Annotated in this window: 15 protein-coding genes and 1 pseudogene; 5 read left to right on the top strand and 11 right to left on the bottom strand. The window is 56.5% G+C overall.

Features of this window, described 5'->3' with window-relative positions; all coding sequences use genetic code 11:
- Positions 1–296 precede the first annotated feature (296 nt).
- The 3 genes from GCT19_RS31410 to GCT19_RS31420 all read left to right on the top strand — a co-directional run bounded on the left by GCT19_RS31410 (position 297) and on the right by GCT19_RS31420 (position 4,008).
- Positions 297–1,658 (top strand): winged helix-turn-helix domain-containing protein, encoded by a 1,362-nt coding sequence (locus GCT19_RS31410; RefSeq protein WP_152854074.1) that lies wholly within the window; start codon positions 297–299, stop codon positions 1,656–1,658.
- 477 nt (positions 1,659–2,135) lie between these two features.
- Entirely contained in the window at positions 2,136–2,891 is a 756-nt protein-coding gene (locus GCT19_RS31415) for an SDR family NAD(P)-dependent oxidoreductase (RefSeq protein ID WP_152854075.1), read from the top strand.
- A 280-nt stretch (positions 2,892–3,171) separates the two neighbouring features.
- The gene (locus GCT19_RS31420; RefSeq protein ID WP_184252098.1) at positions 3,172–4,008 is read left to right on the top strand and encodes an alpha/beta fold hydrolase; all 837 of its coding nucleotides are present in this window, start codon (positions 3,172–3,174) and stop codon (positions 4,006–4,008) included.
- Between the two features lie 529 nt (positions 4,009–4,537).
- Here the strand turns inward: GCT19_RS31420 and GCT19_RS31425 are convergent.
- Entirely contained in the window at positions 4,538–5,104 is a 567-nt protein-coding gene (locus tag GCT19_RS31425) for a hypothetical protein (protein ID WP_152854077.1), read from the bottom strand.
- Positions 5,032–5,874, bottom strand: a complete 843-nt coding sequence (locus GCT19_RS31430; protein WP_152854078.1) for a hypothetical protein — start codon at positions 5,872–5,874, stop codon at positions 5,032–5,034. The genes GCT19_RS31425 and GCT19_RS31430 overlap by 73 nt, the downstream gene beginning before the upstream one ends.
- Before the next feature lie 245 nt (positions 5,875–6,119).
- On the opposite strand from GCT19_RS31430, the gene GCT19_RS31435 reads away from it, so the two are divergent.
- The gene (locus tag GCT19_RS31435; RefSeq protein WP_152854079.1) at positions 6,120–6,593 is read left to right on the top strand and encodes a hypothetical protein; all 474 of its coding nucleotides are present in this window, start codon (positions 6,120–6,122) and stop codon (positions 6,591–6,593) included.
- A 579-nt stretch (positions 6,594–7,172) separates the two neighbouring features.
- Here GCT19_RS31435 and GCT19_RS31440 read toward each other — a convergent pair.
- A pseudogene (locus GCT19_RS31440) lies at positions 7,173–7,448 on the bottom strand (hypothetical protein); the annotation flags it as partial.
- A gap of 312 nt (positions 7,449–7,760) precedes the next feature.
- On the opposite strand from GCT19_RS31440, the gene GCT19_RS31445 reads away from it, so the two are divergent.
- Complete coding sequence (locus GCT19_RS31445) at positions 7,761–8,366, top strand: DUF3251 domain-containing protein (RefSeq protein WP_152854080.1); 606 nt, start codon at positions 7,761–7,763, stop codon at positions 8,364–8,366.
- Between the two features lie 164 nt (positions 8,367–8,530).
- Here the strand turns inward: GCT19_RS31445 and GCT19_RS31450 are convergent, their stop codons facing one another.
- The 8 genes from GCT19_RS31450 to GCT19_RS43650 all read right to left on the bottom strand — a co-directional run bounded on the left by GCT19_RS31450 (position 8,531) and on the right by GCT19_RS43650 (position 19,055).
- Complete coding sequence (locus tag GCT19_RS31450; protein ID WP_152854081.1) at positions 8,531–9,235, bottom strand: hypothetical protein; 705 nt, start codon at positions 9,233–9,235, stop codon at positions 8,531–8,533.
- A 269-nt stretch (positions 9,236–9,504) separates the two neighbouring features.
- A complete protein-coding gene (locus GCT19_RS31455; RefSeq protein ID WP_152854082.1) occupies positions 9,505–9,741 on the bottom strand; it encodes a hypothetical protein in 237 nt (78 codons plus the stop codon).
- Positions 9,742–10,378: 637 nt separating this feature from the next.
- On the bottom strand, positions 10,379–14,176 hold the full coding sequence (gene dsr1, locus GCT19_RS31460) for an anti-phage defense-associated sirtuin Dsr1 (protein ID WP_152854083.1): 3,798 nt from the start codon (positions 14,174–14,176) through the stop codon (positions 10,379–10,381).
- Positions 14,177–14,289: 113 nt separating this feature from the next.
- A complete protein-coding gene (locus GCT19_RS31465; RefSeq protein ID WP_227749369.1) occupies positions 14,290–15,357 on the bottom strand; it encodes an HNH endonuclease in 1,068 nt (355 codons plus the stop codon).
- The gene (locus GCT19_RS31470; protein WP_152854085.1) at positions 15,354–15,737 is read right to left on the bottom strand and encodes an HIT family protein; all 384 of its coding nucleotides are present in this window, start codon (positions 15,735–15,737) and stop codon (positions 15,354–15,356) included. The genes GCT19_RS31465 and GCT19_RS31470 overlap by 4 nt, the downstream gene beginning before the upstream one ends.
- A 199-nt stretch (positions 15,738–15,936) precedes the next feature.
- A complete protein-coding gene (locus GCT19_RS31475; protein WP_152854086.1) occupies positions 15,937–16,770 on the bottom strand; it encodes a hypothetical protein in 834 nt (277 codons plus the stop codon).
- A gap of 678 nt (positions 16,771–17,448) precedes the next feature.
- Positions 17,449–18,228, bottom strand: coding sequence for an aegerolysin family protein (locus tag GCT19_RS31480; RefSeq protein ID WP_321576897.1), 780 nt, complete (start codon positions 18,226–18,228; stop codon positions 17,449–17,451).
- 608 nt (positions 18,229–18,836) lie between these two features.
- The gene (locus GCT19_RS43650) at positions 18,837–19,055 is read right to left on the bottom strand and encodes a GFA family protein (RefSeq protein WP_227749370.1); all 219 of its coding nucleotides are present in this window, start codon (positions 19,053–19,055) and stop codon (positions 18,837–18,839) included.
- Positions 19,056–20,001 lie beyond the last annotated feature (946 nt).

Here is a 20,001-nt window from a genome sequence, read left to right on the forward strand (position 1 = left end):
AGGAGACTTCGGCGATGCGAATTGTTCTCGGGATCAGGTCCATCAGTCCTTGATGAACTATTAAAGAATCTGAAATCTGTCTTTGAACAGGCTGCGGGCCCCGACGAATCGTCATTTTGGCCGGTACAATTCGCCGCTAAGAAACAGTGACAAACAACGGTTCAGCCGCGCGTACCAATGACCGGGTCAATTCCTCGCGGTTGGGATCGGGGCGGGTGCACAGCGTGTTGCGGGTCGCGGTCCTGAGACACGACGAACGCTCTTTCCCGTGAAGGAAAGGGTCCAGCGAGGGTGAGATGAAATTCGGCGAAATCGAGGTGCTGCGCGAGTCCCGCGAGGTCTTACGCTCGGGCTCACCCGTTAAAATCAGTAGTCGTGCCTTTGATTTGCTCGAGATGCTGATCGACGCCGACGGCGCTCTTGTTTCGAACGAAGCCATCATGGCCAAGGTCTGGCCGACGACGATCGTCGAAGAAAACAACATTCAGGTTCAGATCTGTGCGCTCCGAAAGTTGTTCGGTCGCCACAAGGGGCTCATCAAAAATGTGTTTGGCCGTGGCTATCGCCTGGAGCGGCCGGGCGACGCGTCGGCAGTTATTGCGCCCGTGAACCCTTTAGTGAGCACCGCTTCGATTGATTTGGCGATGTACAAGCCGCCACTCTATCTTGACGAGTTCTTCGGACGCGAAGCGCTCCTGGGTCAGTTGACCATTCGAGTGCAGGAGCGGCGACCGTTACTCACTGTTGTTGGTCCGGCGGGATGCGGAAAGTCACGGCTGGCGCTGGAAGCCGCAAGACGACTGGAGCAACATGGCGCGGTTCGCACCCTCTATCTGTCGATGGCAAGCGGTGCCGCCGCTACCGATGCCTTCGGTCACATTGAACAATTGTTGATTCAGACGGTCGGGTCGACCGATGGTCCATCACCGGGGCAGCACACGCTCGTTCTTGTCGACAATTGCGACCTCGTCGCAGAGCGCGTCGCGGAGTTCGTCCGTGCCATGCACGCTGCCGGGCGAGCGCTTTCTGTGATCGCAACCTCGCGAGCGCCATTGAGACTTTCCATGGAGGACGTTGTCTACGTGGAACCGTTTCGAGTCGATTGTGACGAGCGCGACCTCAGTACCGCCATCGACATGTTTGTGGCGCGAGCGTCTGATGTGCGTGCATCCACCTATACCGACGACGGCTTGATTCCCTATCTCAGGGAGATGGTGCAAGAGGTAGACGGTCTGCCGCTAGGAATCGAGTTTGTCGCGCGTCAAACTGCGTTGCTGGGGGTTGATTCTGTACGGGCGCTATTCGAGCGCGATATCGAGTTACCCAAGCGAGTCATCAGGCACACGGGAGATGCCCGACACGAGTCGCTGACCTCAGCGCTATCGTGGACGTGGAACCATCTGCCGAGTGACCAACAGAAGATCCTTAGTCATTTCGCCAGCAGTGGGCAGCATGCATCGCTAAAGGATCTGAGCACCATCGCTCGCACGGTTGGACTTTCTGAAGAGGCCTCCTTCGAGGCACTGAGTGGCGTGATTGATAGCGCGTTCGTTTTTCGAAACTTCGAAGGTTCACGCGCCGCTTACCGAATGCCCAACACCGTTCGCCGCTTTTTGCGCGCCCTCGATTCGAGCGACAACACGCACGCCGCGCAGTAACTCAGCAGTCAGTGAAGTTCCATCGCTGCATCAGCGGCGAGACGGGTTGTCGGGATCTGTGTTCCGGCGATCGTCCGATTCACGCCGGTTCGATGCCGGAAGTGTTGTTGGTCCATCGGTCTGGTCCTTTTCGTACCGGAGCCTTGCAGGGGGCGTCTCCAGCGTGTCCGTCTTGCCGGTCTCTTAGTGGGTGCGCGCGACCCGCATCGTCGAATGGAACCAAGGCGCGCCTCCGGCGCCAATTTTCTTGCCAGCGTCTCGAGGCGACACATTACGCCGAGTGGCGATCGCTTTCCCCTTCCAGATTCTTAAATTCTATGAAATCCCTCTGAGCGAAGGTCCTGATCGGATCGCTCGCGCAGGAGGCCTTTTAAGACTTAGGCGCGCGATAGCAGAAGATTTAATAAGTCGAATGTATATTCGCGCGCCAGAAATGATTACCGTCTCGTCTATCGATTTTTTCTAAGGGAGCTAAGGATGAGCAATCGATTGGCGGGAAAAGTGGCACTCGTGACGGGCGGAACGAGCGGCATCGGTTTGGCCACGGCAAAGGAACTCGCTCTCGAGGGAGCAACGGTATACATCACGGGGCGCCGCCTGGCGGAGTTGGACGCTGCCTGCGCCAACATCGGACATGGAGTTCGCGGGATCAAGGGTGACGTCACATCGAACAGTGACCTCGACGCGTTGATCGAGACTCTTCGATCCGCAGAAGGTCGGATCGACGTCCTCTTCGCCAATGCCGGCGGCGGAACGATGGCGCCACTCGGACAGATCACGGAGGAGCATTTCGACGACACGTTCAATCGCAACGTGCGCGCGCTGGTGTTCACTGTTCAAAAGTCGTTGCCGCTGATGAGCGCAGGGGCTTCCATCATTTTGACAGGCTCCACTGCGGGCTCGTCCGGCACGCAAGCGTTCAGCATTTATAGCGCATCGAAAGCTGCGGTACGCAACCTCGCGCGCAGTTGGGTACTTGATCTGAAAGAACGTGGAATTCGCGTGAACGTCGTGAGCCCCGGTGCGACGAAGACCATCGGACTGGCCGAACTGGCTGGCGACTCAAAGGAAGCCCAGGAAGGCTTGCTGACTTACCTCGCCTCGCTGATTCCGATGGGTCGCCTTGCGGATCCGTCGGAAATCGGCAAGGTGGTGGTCTTTCTCGCATCCGATGATTCGAGTTTCGTCAACGGTGCCGAGATCTTTGCCGACGGTGGTCAGGCGCAGGTGTGATCTGAGCATTGGCAATGACATACGGCGCGAGTCTTTGCGTCCGAATTCGCTGGGTGGCCCTGCCGGCACCCAGATCACTCGCCGCCTTACAAAAAACAATTATCACCGGGAAAAGTAGATGAACGATCAGTTTGACCAGCCATCGTTGGCGCGCCGTAAGGCTTTGCTGGCAGGCGCTGGCGCCGCCGTAGCGGCGGTTGGCGCGCCGTGCCTCGCTTCGGCGGAAGTGCATCAAGCCAGCGCGCACACTGCGGCACCTCATCAACATGGAATCGCTGACATGAACTACGTCACCACGAAGGACGGTACTCAGATCTTCTACAAAGACTGGGGCCCAAAGGATGCACAACCCATCGTGTTCCATCACGGTTGGCCGCTGTCATCGGACGACTGGGATACGCAGATGCTGTTCTTCGTGCAGCACGGCTATCGTGTCGTCGCACATGACCGGCGCGGTCACGGCCGTTCGTCACAAGTGTCCGAAGGCCACGACATGGACCACTATGCCGCGGACGCCTTTGCGGTTGTCGAAGCGCTCAACCTTCGCAACGCAGTGCATATCGGCCATTCGACCGGGGGCGGCGAAGTCGCGCGTTACGTCGCAAAGCACGGACAGCCTTCGGGACGCGTGGCCAAGGCGGTGCTGGTCAGCGCCGTTACGCCGCTGATGGTCAAGACCCACTCGAACCCCGAAGGTCTGCCGCTGAGCGTGTTCGACGGATTCCGCCAGGCGCTCGCGGCCAACCGCGCGCAATTCTTCGTCGATGTGCCGACCGGGCCTTTCTACGGCTTCAACCGTCCGGGCGCAACCGTACATCCGGGCGTGATCCAGAACTGGTGGCGTCAGGGAATGACGGGCAGTGCCAAGGCTCACTATGAGGGCATCAAGGCTTTCTCTGAAACAGACCAGACCGACGACCTCCGTGACATTACGGTGCCGACTTTGGTACTGCACGGTGAAGACGACCAAATCGTCCCGATCGCAGACTCGGCACGCAAGTCGATCAAGCTGCTTAAGAACGGGACGCTCAAGACCTACCCCAGCTTTTCCCACGGCATGTTGACTGTCAATGCGGAAACGCTCAACGCAGATCTGCTGGCGTTTGTACGTGCCTGATTTGGGCCGTGCTTCGTTGATCGATCTCTGAGCAAACATTGCCGGTGGTGTTGGATAACACCGCCGGCTGAATGACTCATATTGTCGAGCGGCCGGTCCGAATGCTGATTGAGACTGCTGCGTCGTCCGCGTTCGCCGGGCACCGATGGGATCTTTGCGACGTGCATCTCGATACGCCGCTTCCATGTACGCCATAGAAATTCAACCGTGCGACCTTGCGAGTATCTCGGCGAGAGCAGTCACAATCGAGTGCATCGAGGCGATCGGTCGATTCGGTGTTCGGTACGTTATCGCTCGCTCGACCTGTCCGTCGACACTTAGGCGTTGGACAGAAGTGCTGGAGCAGCAGAGGCGACCCTATAAGGTCGTCGATCCGATCTCGCATCGATGTGTTTCACGGAACTATGCGGTTTGGTGATGAGGAGTGCGCAAGTCGTCGTCGCGCATCAATTCCTTAGCATCAGCGATACGGGCATCAAGGATACTTGGCAGGCGATGAGCGCGGCATCACCTGATGTCGCGATGAACGCTATCTTGACGGCTTCTGCGTACGGCGAAGCGGACGCTCACGGTGGAATCGTGGATGGCTGCACGTGGCCGACCTTTGCCCGACGCGATCGCCCGAACCCGACCCCAAAGGGACATCCGAGAAAAACTCAAAACGGACGTTCGCGGAGGATAACTCAGGACACGCGCCCTTCAGCAGCGATTCCACCTCGGCGTACACCAGGCCCGTGTGAGAATTGAAGACATCAAGCATCCGCATTGCAGTGGCAGCCACCGGCCCGGCCACACCCCAAATGGCAGGCTGATCAGCCACAGCGGCCGAGAAAATCAGGTTTCGCTCAGACGCGGAAATACTCAATGTCTCCCCTGCGATCACATCCACGCTCGGCACCCCGCCTACAGCCAGCGCGCGCATCAGATCCGCCCGTTCGACACCGGCGGCGCTAAGAAAGGCGCGTGTCTCCGCGTGGAAAAGATCAAACGGCAGACCGAACGCAGCTTTTCCCGCAGCTAGAGCTATGTAGGCATCGATGTTGACGTACTCGGGAGAGGCCGCGCGCTCTTCGGTGCTGCCATGAGTCTGGCGCAAGCGCCGCAATTTCCAATTGGGCCCCGGACCATCGACCGCGACCGTGATTCCCTTGTCGCGCAGCATGAAGCGATTGACAGCATAGTTCGGTTGCGCAAAAACCGCATCACGTCCGAAAAATAGGCCGCCGGTCCGTAGATCGACCGGCAATGCTCGCAATCACAGGCATCGGTGGAACCGAATAGCGACTTCAAATCCGGTTGGTCGGCGACAATACGATCGATTTGCTTGGAGAGCAGCTTGGCCGACGCTCCTTCCAACGACGCCGGCCAGTTCAAGGTGCGCAAGTTCGTCGCCACCATGACTGCGGCCAGGTTCTGGTTTGCAGCTGCCTCGAACGTCTTCGTCGCCTCGGCGGCGCTCGTGCTGGTACTACGGCGCGCGTCGGCGACAAAGCGACTTTTTCCCGCGGCGACGATTTCGGCCGAGGCGTTGTAACCCGACGTGATCAGGCCTTCGGTCTTGCGGTAGTCGCCGGTGAGCCGGAACATGCGCTGCAGTTTCTCGATGTCCGATACAACTTCCGGCGCGACGCTCTTCAAATCGTATCCAGCCGCCTTCAGATATGGTTGCAGCTTATGTTGTCCCAATTCGAAATCGGGATGAGCGTCAAAGAAGGCCACCACCTTCTCATGCTTCGCCACTGCCTTGGGCTTTCGACGGGCAAGCTGCGCCGAGAACGCCGCGGTGGGGAACCGCTTTTCGAACCGCCGGACGATCACGGAGGCCTGTCGCCGCGCCAGCTTGGGGTCTACAGCCTTGCCGCCCATGCGAACGTTGCCGCGTTCATCCTGCCGCGTTCGGAAATGCCGGCTCACCGAGTAAGTTTCTGGCGCATGCGACAAATACGCTATTCGGAGGAAACGCTGTGCGACTTGCGAATCACCTCGGGGTGGCCAGCACGGAAGTGTACAACTGGCGATCAGGGAGGGTAAACCCGAGCCTTCCTCGGCTAGTACTTATCGCTTACTGCTGCGGCTGTAGTGTGGCCGATGTCGTCCTCGGAAACAGCGTGATGCTGAGGAAAGTATTTCGATCCCGCGGCCACAATCTGTTGGTAACGAGGCAACGTCGTGGGGCAGCCGCAACTCACGAAACACTACTTGCGGAGCTTGATTGGGTTTTCGAATCGGGATCGGCGCTAAACCTCTGTCAGGCTGCTCGGCTTCTCGACGTGAGCGAATCTTATTTGCGCAAGCTGGCGCCGGATGTCGCAGAAAAGCTAGTGCAAAGGGGAAGGGAGACAAGGCGGAGAAAAAAAATTCAACGCGAAGAAGCTCGCTTTGAAGACTTCTGGCGATCGTTCCAACAGCTACGCCTTGAGGATATCTATCCGGCTGAGGACAAGGTTAAAGCACGCATGTATCAGCGTACAGGGACGAAACTCGGTTACCTTGAAGGTACCAGGTTCCACAAGAAGGCACTCGTGTTAGCGGGAGACTTCGCCTCGATGGCGCCGCCGAGCTTGAGGACAACTGATCGAGACTAGACCGCGAAAACAGTGCAGGTTTTGGGCGGCACATATCCGCAAAAACAACCAATTCGTGTCGTGTCGACGTATCGCGTACTGCTGCGGCTATGGTGCGTTGGATCTTCTCTCTGCGCCTGATTTCTCTTCCCCTTTACACCAGCTTCGTCGCAAGATCAGGTGACAGCCTGGGCAAATAGTCTGCTTTCACGTCGAGAAGCCGAGCGGTGTGACAGAGGCTCAGCGCAGATCTCGATTCGAAAACGCTACCCAGTTCCGCAAGCACGCTCTACGAGAGGGCCGCCGGGGAGCTCAGCACCATCCCCAAGTCTATACGCTTGTGCTACAGCAAACAATCGCGTCTCTTCCAAGGAATCCCCGCAAAAAACAATCAATTCGTGTCGTTTACGACATTAATTGATGAACTCCACACAGGCAGGCGTGTGGAGTTCAGCAATTAATGTCGCTGTTTTCCAACCAATTCTTGTCGTTTTAGGCTCCAAAACCGACCTCAGAAGAGGTGCAAAGTAGCCAAGGCCAAGCAATTCGTGTCGCGTTGATACGCGGACGCTTAGAAAATCGATGGACTGGCCCTAACTCGAACACTGTCGGCTCGTGGCACTTGAGCCACGCGCTCGCATAGACAACGAGGGCAAAGCTCGCCGCGTGACGTTCCGGAAAGCCATACTCCCCGAAGCCCTGGTATCTGCGCGAAAATCTGCTCGGCGAACTGCTGGTCATAGCCGCGCTCGAGCATGCCGTTGACGATTTTCTCGTGATAGGCCTTACGTCTCCACGCCGCCATCATGGCCGGCGCAGCTGGTCCGCTTCCCCAGCAGTGGAGCCGGCGGCCAACGTTGCGACCGGCATCACCTCACCGATCAGCTTCCGACGTGCGCTGCACTTCGTCAAAAGGATGCAGTTCAGCGGCTATGGGGGCGCCCGCCTGTTTGATTGTGAAAAACTGAACAACGGTCATTCGAATCTCCATTTTTGTCGAACCATCGCCAGCCAATCTAGTTGTCCCCGCTCTTGATCGAACACGTGTCCGGCGCGGCCCGCGGGTCAGAGCCCTGCACATCAACGGTTTTAGCCACAACACTGTCGTGCTGTATACCAATACTATGTTTACGATACTCTTCGATTCTCTGTATGCCGCTCTAGCAAAGAGACTTTCGTGGAGGTGTCATGCAAAAATTGAAAATTGCGCTGGCTACTATACTTTGGGGGCTGCTCATCGGCTGTTCTCAAAAGCCCATTGAAGATAAGACTGGACCTGAGATCGCGGCTCTTAACCAGCAGGTTGAGGAGTTAAACAAACAGCTCCAACTCATGCAGCAAATCCAGAATAAATTGCAAACTCGTCTCGGTACGCTCGAGTTCTGGCATGACGTCGAAAACGATAGCTCTGCTATGCTCGACCCTGCATCAAAGTCGTATGGCGTGGCTAAAACCAATCTGGGGAACCTGCTAGTTTCCGTCGACAACATCACCCCTTACGGTGATGGCTATAAGCTCAGGTTGATGGTGGGGAATCCGAACATGGTTACTTACGACGGCGCTAAGCTAAAGGTTCAATGGGCGGAGAAGCCACGATGGGGTGATGCTAGTTTCGATAGCACAAAGTGGAATGCTTCGATCCAGTCAAAGGAAATCGACGTCGTTAATGAACTCCTACCGGGAGCTTGGAACCCGGTAGAAGTAGTGATTTCTCCCGCGACTGCAGCTCAGACGGGTTACCTAACGCTTACGGCAACTCTGGACAAGTTAAGCCTACGTCGAACCAATCCTTGAGGACAAACTCGATCTCGCCTCATCAGGCTAGGCGCGGTTTTGACATGAGCGATATTGCCGACCATCACGCACCACCATCCTTCGCCGCTTGCGGGATGTGGACTTGCAGCGGACCCGCATTTCACAATACCCGGGGGCCATGAGTGACACCGTGGAGTCCGATTCTATTCACGAGCCTTCTGCAGCGGCACTACACTCGCGTCCTCTGAGGAGCCAGACTCTGCAGTAGCATCTGCTCCCGTCGGGGGCGACGGAAGTGGAAGCACCGCAGGGCGTTCCATTTGTGTTCTCTCGATCCGTCTCTCGCCGGGAAGCTCCTCAACTTCCGAAGTATTGAACTCAGCAAGACGACGTGAGACGTAGCGGCGGAGCGCTTCTACCGAAGGAGCCTCCGCGACACCTCGTCGAATTTCAAAGACACCGTCTTCAGCCTCCGAAAGCAACACGGTCAATGCAGCAACCCGCCGCCTAGCCCCGCGGTGTCTAAGATCGGGGCGAAACTGCTGATGCATCAATGACGATAGAAGTACGATTACGCCGAGCAAGCTAAGCATCGAATGATCCATTGCTTGCTGCACAAGCGACGTCGCTAGAACGCCGCCTATCACCACCGTCGCAAACACCAGTAGAGCGTTCGTTCCGCCGGCCCACCTAGCCATCGATTCATTTCGCTTGAGTGCCTCCTTAACCTCGTCCGTTCGCGTCTGCTCCTCTAGGTTCGCATTAGGGTCAGCGAGCGCCGGAGCCTTCCTTCTGAACGAGATCCAACTCGTAACTCCGGATGCAAGCAGCGCCGCAATGGCCGCAACGACCGAGACGACGAAGCCGACATCAGGGATTTTCGGCACAAGCATTGCGATTGTATTCATGTCGACCTCTCCGTTGATCTAGCCGACTCGCGTCAAGACGCGATCCCGCCTGCGTTCCGCGCCTGACATGCGTGTTCAGGAAGCAGTTCTCGAAACGCTCCGCTAACGAAGCTCTATGTGCGCCTAGCATGGTCCCAATCAGCATAGTTCCGGAAATGAGGGTATGCATATATATTCCACCCTGATGACGTCGTCATCGAGTGCAACTCCATGCGCGCCGCGCGAAAGCCTCCCATGTGGCGGCTTCGGCGCGAGCAACCTGCCGTCGGCTAATTTAGTATGCAAGGGTCCGATCGCAGCGTGCTGGCAGGCTGCCGCTCGATAGTCTGCGCGATGACATCGTAGGCATCGTCTGCCCAGTTCTCCAGCTTCGCCAGCTCGTTGACGACGGCCAGCAATTCGCGCTGCCATTGCTTCAACTGCTCAGGCGCCGAAGACGGTCGCCATGGCAAAAACGGGCCGTCGGCATATAGCGCGCCGTCGAAGACAAGCGCCTCTACCTGCATGCGTTTGCTAACGCTAATGTTACTAGTCCTGCTAATGTTCGGTTTTGTCTCGCCGGACTTGCTAAAGCTATTTTTGCTAACCTGCTAATGTTCGTCTCGCCGCTGGCACGCGTTCGCAAGGCCGGTCGAGACGACCAGTTTAAGGTTGGGAAGATTCGCCCCTCCAGTCATCCGCTCCGGGGTATGGACGGACATCCAAACGGCAGTTCCACCGCTGAGAGCGGACGCACGGTTCCTCAATGCGCTGCTTTTTGTCCTATGATGTGAACTAACATCGAGTAAGGCATTACGAAAAGCGCCTCGAAGAACAGCGTCATCGGGGGTAACCCAGTTGCCGATCATCATTACAGTCGGGGTGCTTTCGCTTTGCAGGATTGCGATCGCTCGGACTTGCGCCTACACCTCGCGATGTATAAATAAAGACCGGCAGGGCGCCTGTGACGGCCCGCTCAGCAGCAATTCGTATGACCCGGATTCAACTGCGAACCCGTAAGGTCGAAACGGGAGCCCATATTCGCCCGACATGATTAACAACCCTAAGTGGCTGGAACTCCGCACAGGCCACCAAGGATCGTGGTCTCACAGCAATCGGATCTGACCGGTACGTGAATTATTGAGAGGCATAGACACGAACTACCTATCGTCGTCCGCAAAAATCCTCGAGGGATTGGAAATCCAGATTAGATGAAAGAGTTCCGTCGCCCGACAAAATCTGCTCTAGTGTTTTCTTCAGGTCTGGCGGAGCAAAGCGGCTTCTGTCGATTACCATAACTAGCAGCTTTAAGGCATGCAACGGGAATCGCTGGCCAATCTTCAGCTCGTTCATATCTTTAAGTAACTGATACGGGACGGTAATCGGCTTGAGCCACAGTTCAACCGTGCCAAGAGCATCAGAAAAATCCTTATCAGCAGCCACGGCTATTCGTGCCAAAGTCTCTGCTAGTCGTTCGCTTTCTAATGCTATCTTTTTTGGCCACACGCTTGTCAGAAACGGGCGTACTGCGATGCTCCAGTATTCGCTCTGCCTCCCATCAGCACCTTTCATCGCGCGATGCACTGCCTGCGCACAGGCCGCAAGTCCTTCCATCGGCAGCGCTCGTACGGCCCTCTGCAAGTCGGGCCGACTGAATAGGTCCGTCGCTTCCAATGCAACGAGCGTAAGCATGGATGCATAATTTACGCGCGCATCGCCGAACCGTGCGTAATGTTTAACTGCGTCAAGGAACGGTTTCTTCAATTCGACAAGCAAAGGCTTGTAGAGTCGAGGGGACCACAGATAACCCATCCATGCTGCGAACGCTTCCTCCTCGGAGGTCTGCCAGTCAAATAGAGGAAACAAGTTTGCTTGCGTCCAAGACGGGTCGACCCGAAAGAGGGCAACTACATTTGATGCGAGCAAAGTTCGTCCATGGCGAAATCTAACGGCTGTCGTATCGCAGACACGCGTAAAAATCGGAGCAATCACGGCAGGCAATCTGTCGTTGTCGTTCAACGGCTTGCTGAACCACCAGTTGAGTAGCGCTTGAGTGACTTGTCCCACAGGATGACTAATAGACGCCAAAACAGCTTCGTCTGTGCTGTCGAAGCGTTCGTCGACAGACAAATTTAGCACGCGTTCGCATAACGAAATGAACGTCTTCTCGTGCACCACCAGCTGCTTACCTACTTCATGTAACCACCACCCCACCGGCTGCATAACCTCTAAAACCTGAGCGTCGGGCATTGAACTGACACACGCGGCGAGCCATCGCCACGAGCGCCGAACGAGACTGTCACCGCTCCAGGTGTTCAAAGCCTCCGTCCATCGCTGCACAGGCCATATGTTCCGCGCCGAAAGGTCTAGCAACGATACAATTGCGACTGGTGAGTTCGTGCGGCACAGTTCTCTCCAGTCATCTTCTTTGAAGAATCCGGCCTCGGGCTTTTTCTGAAGCCAAGGAACTAATAAGTCGCGCGTTCGGGGGGCGAGGTCAATCTGCGGTTCATAATGATAATCTGGGTCGCCGGTACCACTCATCCAATGGCTGAACTCCTCCCGCTCGAATTTGTCGCCAATTTTCCATTGAGGATGCGCAGCTTCCAGCGCGGCAAGGAGGTTTGCGGCGTCGAGCGTAAGCGCACCATCTCCTGTTTTGAATTTTGCAAGCCGTAGCCACTGGCTGCTGTGCACGATTTCGTTCCACCGCTCGTCCTCTATATCTTCCTGAAACATATGTCTCGGAGGACCAGCTAGGATAGCCTGTTGCAGAAGCTCAGCAGTTCTTGGGTTCAGCCATCGCACGCTGGTTGCCAGAAGACGCATTACCTCGCGTTGGGTTTCAGTCGACCAGAGCCAAAAAGCATTGTCTTCCAAAAGCCAATTTACCCAAGTCCCCAATGACCGCTCGCCTTCCTCGCGCGCGGCGTTGAGGGCGAGTCTTACGAACGTCGGATACGATGTCTGCCACATAGTGTTCATGAGGTCGCGTGCGCGGTCCGGATTGCTCTGGAAGATTGCTGACCATGAGTCACGAACCAACTCTATGAGAAAGGTCCACTCGTTGTGGTGTCTGTTCTGCCAGTGCTCGAGTATTGATGGCATGTGCCACATACTGAGGTCACTGCGCTCATTCGCTTGGCCCAGCTCTCTCATTAAGTCCAACGCCTCTAGGAGTGACTCGCATGCGATACTGAACAATTTCGGGAGGGCGTTCTTCCACTCGTCCGAATCTCGAATGTCACCCAAAGTAGAGCGCAAATGGTCTTCGGTAAGCACCACTTCCGCCCTGACAATGAATCTGAGCTCTTCCTCTAGCGTTGCGTCCTCCGGCACTTCACTCGGAAGCCTGAACGGCTTCTGAAGAATTACGCGCGCTGTCAGGAACTGTTTAAATTCGATTCGCAAGGCGGTTGTCATGCCATCGCGCGCGAGGTTCTTCATCCAGTCGTAAATCTGGGAACTCAAATTGGACCGACCGACGAGACCAAGCAGAAGCAGATTCCACAATGTGCGCATTGCGGGCCGAGGGATTCCATTTGGCGTGTCGCTCTTGAATTGCTCAAGCTCTTCGCGTGTCGCAGTAGCCACCAGTTTGGCGGTATATTCCAGCGCACTTCGAAGCTGCCGAGCGAACCGCTCGGTAAGGTAGCCGCCTCGACTGGCGAACCAGAGCAGCAGTTCCGGGTTGTCGAGATGGCGTACTAGCCACTCAGAGAGATAAGACATTACGTGATCCATCGGGCGGGGATTGCTCCCGTCGCTGACGATGCTCATCCGTGGGGCCATGATGTACGGCATGGGGCGATTCGCTATGCTGAAACGGAGTTTCGAATCAACATTCGATTCGGGGGTTACACCAAATCTAGACAAATCTTTATGCTCGAACCTATCTTCGCAGAAGTGAGGTAGCCAATCCAACGTCGGAACAGGGGCGTGCTCCGCGAAGAGCTTCGCCGGTGTTCCATCGGCTTCACTGATGGCCCAGAGCATCCGCCCGACAAAGTCGTCTTCCACGGTACTCGCTAGGGGGCCAGCCAGAATGCAGTCTTGAACTATCTTTCCTTTACCGCGCGCGCCTGCGCTGTAGGTCTTTGCCCAAGCACGTATGGTTTTGTGCAAATGAGCGTGGTCTTTCGTCCACCTGTACAAAACGGGTACCACATTTTTCGCCTTCCACTCTCGAGCAACTTTGTCATGAGATGCATGACTGCCAGTATAGGAACCGAACGCAAACATCTCGGGACTCGCTTCTCCACGGAGGCGGTCCGCAGCCAGAGCATCCGTCATGTATCGCAGTACGGGGTCACCTAAGCTATAACCGACGAAGCAGACCACGTAATTGCGAAATAGCTCGCTCACAAAGCGTGCCGCCCACCGCTCGGTCAGATAAGCGATGCCGAAGTCGCCGCTCGAAACGACCAGATGGTCCAGTTCGTCGCGTGTCGGCATTTCGCTAAGGAGCCCATGCAGATAAACGACACCATTCCAACGATTCTTTGGTACAGGCAGCAAAGGGGCACAGTACCGTCCGAGTGCCATCGCGTCGCGCGCCACGACTTCCTCAAAAAGACGGTCGAAGTTCGTGGTAATAAGGCGGGTTGCCCCCTTCTTGGTCTTCGCCAGATACAGAAGTGCCTCGTGCGTGGCCAAGGCATCTGGAGCCGTCAGGTCTGGTGTCAGGATTCTTACCATCTCCCGTCGAACCGTTTCTCTGCGTCCGATCTCCTCCTCGAGCAGACCGACTGCAATATCGTATTGCTTGCTTTCAATGGCCGCTTTTTGCACGTCGCTTTGAACTGGGCACAGGGCATCGTAAAGGTCGTCCACGAGCTTCTTAAAACTGGGAAGTCCGGCTGGAGAAGAAATCCCCGCACCGCAAAAAAATACGACACGCCCCTCTTCATGCGCCTGAAGCAGAGTCTCAGGTACGGCAGGTCCATTTTTTACGAATTGCATTTTGTGTGGTCTCTCAGATGACTGATTTATGATTACGTTGGTTGCCTAGCCGCCACTCGTTCCCGGGACTCGTCCGCTGCGAATTTTGTAGGCAGCGTCAGACTTTGCTCCGGTTAATGCGCTACTAACATGCTGACATAAACGGAATCGATGTTCTCGTAGATCGTAGGAGACAACCAAGCGCGTCCGCCAGTGTCGCTCGCGACTGTATAACCCCACGTAGCGACGCGCTGTACGGTGTCCCGGTCGCCCGAAACCCCGGACAACATCCCGATTTCAGTGAGCTGTTGCTCTCTGAGGACAAGACGCTCTAGCCACCGCTCAAGATGAGGCTTCGCCGCTAGGGTGTCCGATTTGCTGCGATTACAAGCTGGATGCGCCAGGACGAAGTTGTGAGCTAGATCTCTTGAGTAAAGCGAGAAGGGTACGAAGTGGTCAACGTCTGCTTCGACGAGGCTTTCTCGGCAGTAAAAGCACCGAGGACCGTCCAGTTTCCGCAGATTGGCGCTAATAATGGCGAGCGACTGTCGAGACGAGGAGAACAGGAAATCCTCGAGGTCGTCGGCTTTCCAGAGAATCAGGTGGTTCCGCCGGTTCGCCTTGATGTGCGCTACCCATCGAGTTCGAGCCATTTGCTCTACTAGGGTATAGAACCGCCGTAGGCAATAGCTGACCCCTGGATTCAATCTAACGGTGCCTCTTGACGGCCTCTCATACAGAAACGGGTCCGCTACGCCGCCAAAGTTCTGGAGATAGTTCAACGGCTGCGCCGACACTACGGCCGCGACCTTTGACAACAGAGGTGCGTAACCAAGGAAACTAGATGCCTGGAGCGCTGATGACGCGGCGGTGCCGGCCCGAAACTCCGCTATTGCGCTCAGAATCGCTGCCTGAACTCCAAGATTTTGGACTAGAACGCCGGGCTGGCTGTCTGGCTGACCAGTTCCGTATGGAGTCGCATGTTTCCAGTAGAGAGAGATGAATCGCTCTGCAATTTGGCGAGTAGTCAGCGTCAGTTCCGCGCCGTCGTCCGCTCTGTGCTCGACCGCCAATTCTGCGAGCGAAATCAGAAGCTCGAACTTATACGTCGCTGTAAAGTCGCCCTCTGCGAACAGTCGTTGGAGCTTCGCGAGAAAAGCGAGTTGTGCTTCTGGAGACGGCGGCGGTGCGCTGACACTCAATCTCGCTTGCTCCAGTAGTCTGCCTTTTCGGGCAGCACCCATCGAACTCCACCGCGGGGGTCCGGCAAATCCCCCTTGAACCGCGGTATCAAATGGATGTGTAGATGCGGCACAGTCTGCCCAGCGGCCGGGCCATCGTTGATGCCAATGTTGAATCCGTCCGGCCTATAAGAGCGCACCGCGGTGTCCTTCGCCTCATCGAGGAGCGCAAAAAGACAGTCTCGCTCGTCCCTTGTCACTTCAAAGAATGAACCAACATGGCGCTTTGGTATAACGAGGCTATGTCCGGGTGAAATCGGGTAACCATCAAGTATCCAGAAAGCATGCTCGTTCTCGCCGACAATTCGAGAACTGGAAATCTCGCAGAAGGGACAGGTCATTGACGTCGTCGATGAATATGCGGCTCAGGCACTCGGCGTCGTCGCGCACATCGTCGACATCTCAGCCAACCGCTTGATTTCTGAAGCCGCGCACGCCCAGCGTCTGCGGCCAACTCTTGCCCTACATTCTAGCCTCGCATTACGGCGAGGCTGTCCGAACCAAAGGCCTAGTTCCACGATGCGCTCTTTCCTTTGGGAGTCAGTTGCAGTTCGTGCTTGCCATGCCGCCGCCGAGGTTCATGGTCGTGCAGTGGACGGGTGCACTCGTCAGATGCACCGCCTGCGGTTGCCGTGCGTTGACCGCCTGCATGTAGGTCGCCCACGCGGACATGCTGTTTGCGAACCGCTGATTGGCAATCTGCTGGGCCTGCAGCTGTCGCTCCTGGTTTTCAACTAGGCGTGCCTCCCGATACTGCCGGGCCGCGTCGACGGCGGCCTTCCCAATTGCGTACCGGCGCTGGGCGAACTCGCCGTAGGTAAGCTTCTGTTGATAGAGCGCGACAATCAGTTCGCTGACCTTCCCTTCGGCCTCTGAGCCAAACGACATCTCCAGCCGAATGAACGACTCATCGAGTGCGGAGGCGTTGGTAGGCACTGGGTTGACCGTGCGCTCGCGCGCGATACACGCGTCGCGGAGCGTCGCCCACTTCGCGATGAGCGGCCGCTCCGCAGCGCTCGGGAATGAGTCAAGCGATGCGTACTCGAATGGTGGCGGCTCGTCCAGCTTGCGTACAAATTCGACCTTCTCTCGCAGCGGATTTACTTCGGGGATGGCCATGTCGGTCTCGCACTGCTTATGCACGGCCTCATACTGTGCCGCTATAGCGTCATGCTGCGCCTTCGCCGCATCCGCCGCCTCCTTGCGATGCAGGCTGCCGCCCCCATTCGCATAGCCCTTTGTCCCCGGCAGACAATCCGCCCAAGCGATTCCCAGCGCGCAATCCGCCGGGTGGTTGGCGAATCCCGGTCCAACGCTGCTGCATCCTGCCAGCACGGCAACTGCCGCCGACAATACGATCCGATTCGTCTTCATACGTCTGCTTCCCCGTTTGCGGTGCCGAACTGGCGTTGTCCGCGCATATCTATTGTGAGTTCGCGAATTTTAATGCAGCTTTTTGGGGCTCAACACCAGAAGAAACACGGCGCCGGCAAAGATCCAGTGTTCAGGGTGTTGAAAGGCTTGCTGATCTGGATGATGCCGGCGGCCAGCATTAAATTGAGAGAGCGATAGCCAGCCAAGGACTTCGGTGGCGAGTGGCCCCACAGGGCATTGAATTCGAGCCTGCCTTCGCCGCGGAATGTGGCTTCTGCCTACAAAGTACGGCGAAGATCCGGATGCTGCCCGACGCGGTCGTCCGTCGTCGACCCATCTCTGCCGTTTGGTGTGGTCAGGTCAAATGGCAGTAAGGGACGGAGGAGCGGTCATAGCCTTTCGTCTTGCCGTATAGGGGACGCTCGGGTGTCGCCGATGTTTCGCCTCAAGACGCTGACACAGGACACTGCTTGTGAGCGCGCGAGGCCGTCTGAATCGTTACGCATACATGGTCTTGAGGGTGTCTCTTCGCGCCAGACAAATCCTCTGGCGGAAGCAACCACGCTTCCTAACCGGCACCCTACCGCCGCCCGATCATCATCCCGCCGCGCATTGGCGCAAGGCGTGGGCAGCCGGGTTTGCTTCCCGCCAAATAAAACCGTAGGCTCATTGGCCTGGCTATCGCGGCGCCCCCGCGACAGCCGTCATTGGGTCATGAGGATGGATTTCGATCAACTGCTCGCCGTGGTGCGTATCGATGAAAACGCGCCCACGAACGGCTATTTGCTGACCGGCGCGAACGCGCGCATAGGCATGCGCCGGCGTATCTGGTTCCACCTCGATTCGCACGTAACGGGGTGGATCCGACCCAACGTAACCAGCACCGCCTGCATTGAATTTGCTTAGCCGCAAATCGATCGTCCAGAAACCATCTGTGCTGTGCTGAGCCTCCCGTACCGCCACGCCGATCGCAGAGGCTACGCAACCCGTGTCGACCCATCCTTGAATGCCCATTTTCTTTAACGGCGTGGAACCGATTGCAACAGTCTCATCCGCCGTGTGCAGTCTTGGCTCCGGTTGCCTGCCCAGATGGCTCACAACCCACTCGCCATTGCAAACGGTTGCTGCCTTTGCCGCTTCTCGGACAAAGAAGAACACCACCGTGTGATTGGCATGTCCGACGGTATGATCGACTACGTAGCCGCCAGGCGCCGAGCCGTCGAAGGAGTTGGAGCCGGAAAACGGATCGTCCCAGTGAAACGCAGCCGCCCCCGCTACGCCCGAAATCTTGTAGCGCACCGTGCCTTCGGTTCCGGTCATGAAGCCATTGGACTCGGCTATGAGTCTGCCGGATTGCCCAGGCTGGATGACTCGCGGCGGCCGCGTGGTAATCTCGCCATGATTGACTGTGATGCTTTCGCCTGTAATCGGCACCGACGTGCGATTCTCAATTACCACCTCTGTTGTCCGAGCGCTCGCAAGAACGTTCGAAGGATTTGTAATGAAGAATGCTAAGCCAATTCCTAGGTTAAAAAATCGCGCCGCTAACATTCTCCGACCTCCCGATTCCGAAGATCCTCTGGGTAGTGCCAACCGGCTCCGATTACTGTAAGACGCTAACAGTGCAAGGTAACAACGGGTTTAAATATAGGAGCATTTTCGCCAAATTCGGAATCACTTTCACGAACGAACTGTCGGGTATTGCACAGACCCAATGGTAGATGATGCACTAGGCATCATCGGTCCATGCTGGACGGATGCTGAGCCAAGACGTCATCGTGCCGTCCGAAGTTCAGCCTCGTGAATGGAACGGCCGCTTACTGAGCGAAGCCGACTGAGTGTCCCAGCAACGGTACGAGCGAATGACGCTTCATGGCCGATTGCGCCTATTCTGCCGTCGGCCATTCAAGGTATGGAGGAATCGAACAGTTTTCGGAAATCCACGGGCGATCGTGACACGTCCAAATGTGCATCGCCGGACTGGCGCCGGGATCGTCGTCAAGCGTCGGCACCCTCAAAACGATGTGCGGCTGAACGAGCCGCTCAGCGAGAATATGCGTACCGCATCAAGAGCAGAAGCGGCGCAGTTTACCCGGCGATGATTCAAAACTGGACAGCGAGCTTTCTCCGCGCGTCCACCGGAAGTGCTCACGTTGAACACGGGCGGTTGTTCCGAATGCTGCAGCGTGGGCCTTCTGACATGTGCGGCAATGACAATGAGAGATTGAAGTCGCGAGCGCGTCTATTTCATAGCAGATCGCACGACATAAGCAGCTACCTTTCATATCTTCCTCGAGCTTCGCTGGTTAAACACAAATCCTACAAACGATTCGAAGCGAGCGACGTGCTACCGCTGTCGCTTGTCAAGTTGTTGACGATTCTGATGGGGGCGTCGAGGGGCCGAAGTTGGCCGCAAGCGCCCGACGAACGAGCGCGATGATCGTCTTGGGCGTGCGTGCGCTGCAAATGGCATGAGGTGTATAAGTCGGGACGTCATCGGACACTCCCGAGAAGGCTGCTCAACCATGCAGGTGGCAAAGTCGGCACCCGACTAACTCGGACACACCACCAATTTTGCGGTGAACAGACGTTTGCAAAGCGAAGTTGACCTTCGGTGACTACTTTTCGGCCGGTCGTGCCGCTAGTTTTGCTCGCTTACCGCACTAGCACCGTCTACCCTAAAAGGGCCGATGGGCCACGCTACGAGCGAAAGGCGAACAAAAGGAACGCCTTAAATAAATGATGAGAAAAAGCACTTTCTGTTTCGCGGATTTAATGGAAAACGCAATACTCGTCTTTCGTCCTGAATGGTCAGGGGCCGAGTCGCAAGATGCGATCCTCAACGACGATGCCGAAGGGGGCGCGCGGAAAGCTTGCATTTCAGTGACGATCATTGGATTTTGAATACCATCATCGCGAGGTCCTTCCATGCCAATAGATGACGATGACTTAGCCATCGCGAATAACTCAGCGAACGGTCTTGAACTATTCGTAGTAGGTGATGCTTACCACATGTGGCGGCAATCCTCGACTACAAATCCCTGCCGCCACCGGCGATCACAGGGCAACGCACTGGAGCGTACGGAAACCGGTAGAGAGCTTCTTGCCTCAAGGGATGTGGTGTGGTGAAAGGGTTACCTAACCGTGTTCCGCGTGTGTTGGGAAACCGCCGAGTAGCTTGGTGAGAATCGCCTGGCGAACCTAACGAAGGGAGCACAAACTTGCATGAGT

Origin of the sequence: Paraburkholderia atlantica (genome assembly GCF_009362785.1) — a bacterium.
Lineage (GTDB): Bacteria > Pseudomonadota > Gammaproteobacteria > Burkholderiales > Burkholderiaceae > Paraburkholderia > Paraburkholderia atlantica.

What these genes read in the sequence shown, in the direction of transcription:
- dsr1 (WP_152854083.1), bottom strand. Translation starts at nt 14,176, where the DNA reads ATGCAATTCGTAAAAAATGGACCTGCCGTACCTGAGACTCTGCTTCAG.
- GCT19_RS31455 (WP_152854082.1), bottom strand. Translation starts at nt 9,741, where the DNA reads ATGCAGGTAGAGGCGCTTGTCTTCGACGGCGCGCTATATGCCGACGGC.
- GCT19_RS31430 (WP_152854078.1), bottom strand. Translation starts at nt 5,874, where the DNA reads ATGGGCGGCAAGGCTGTAGACCCCAAGCTGGCGCGGCGACAGGCCTCC.
- GCT19_RS43650 (WP_227749370.1), bottom strand. Translation starts at nt 19,055, where the DNA reads ATGAAAGGTAGCTGCTTATGTCGTGCGATCTGCTATGAAATAGACGCG.
- GCT19_RS31470 (WP_152854085.1), bottom strand. Translation starts at nt 15,737, where the DNA reads ATGACCTGTCCCTTCTGCGAGATTTCCAGTTCTCGAATTGTCGGCGAG.
- GCT19_RS31445 (WP_152854080.1), top strand. Translation starts at nt 7,761, where the DNA reads ATGCAAAAATTGAAAATTGCGCTGGCTACTATACTTTGGGGGCTGCTC.
- GCT19_RS31435 (WP_152854079.1), top strand. Translation starts at nt 6,120, where the DNA reads ATGCTGAGGAAAGTATTTCGATCCCGCGGCCACAATCTGTTGGTAACG.
- GCT19_RS31450 (WP_152854081.1), bottom strand. Translation starts at nt 9,235, where the DNA reads ATGAATACAATCGCAATGCTTGTGCCGAAAATCCCTGATGTCGGCTTC.
- GCT19_RS31475 (WP_152854086.1), bottom strand. Translation starts at nt 16,770, where the DNA reads ATGAAGACGAATCGGATCGTATTGTCGGCGGCAGTTGCCGTGCTGGCA.
- GCT19_RS31420 (WP_184252098.1), top strand. Translation starts at nt 3,172, where the DNA reads ATGAACTACGTCACCACGAAGGACGGTACTCAGATCTTCTACAAAGAC.
- GCT19_RS31410 (WP_152854074.1), top strand. Translation starts at nt 297, where the DNA reads ATGAAATTCGGCGAAATCGAGGTGCTGCGCGAGTCCCGCGAGGTCTTA.
- GCT19_RS31415 (WP_152854075.1), top strand. Translation starts at nt 2,136, where the DNA reads ATGAGCAATCGATTGGCGGGAAAAGTGGCACTCGTGACGGGCGGAACG.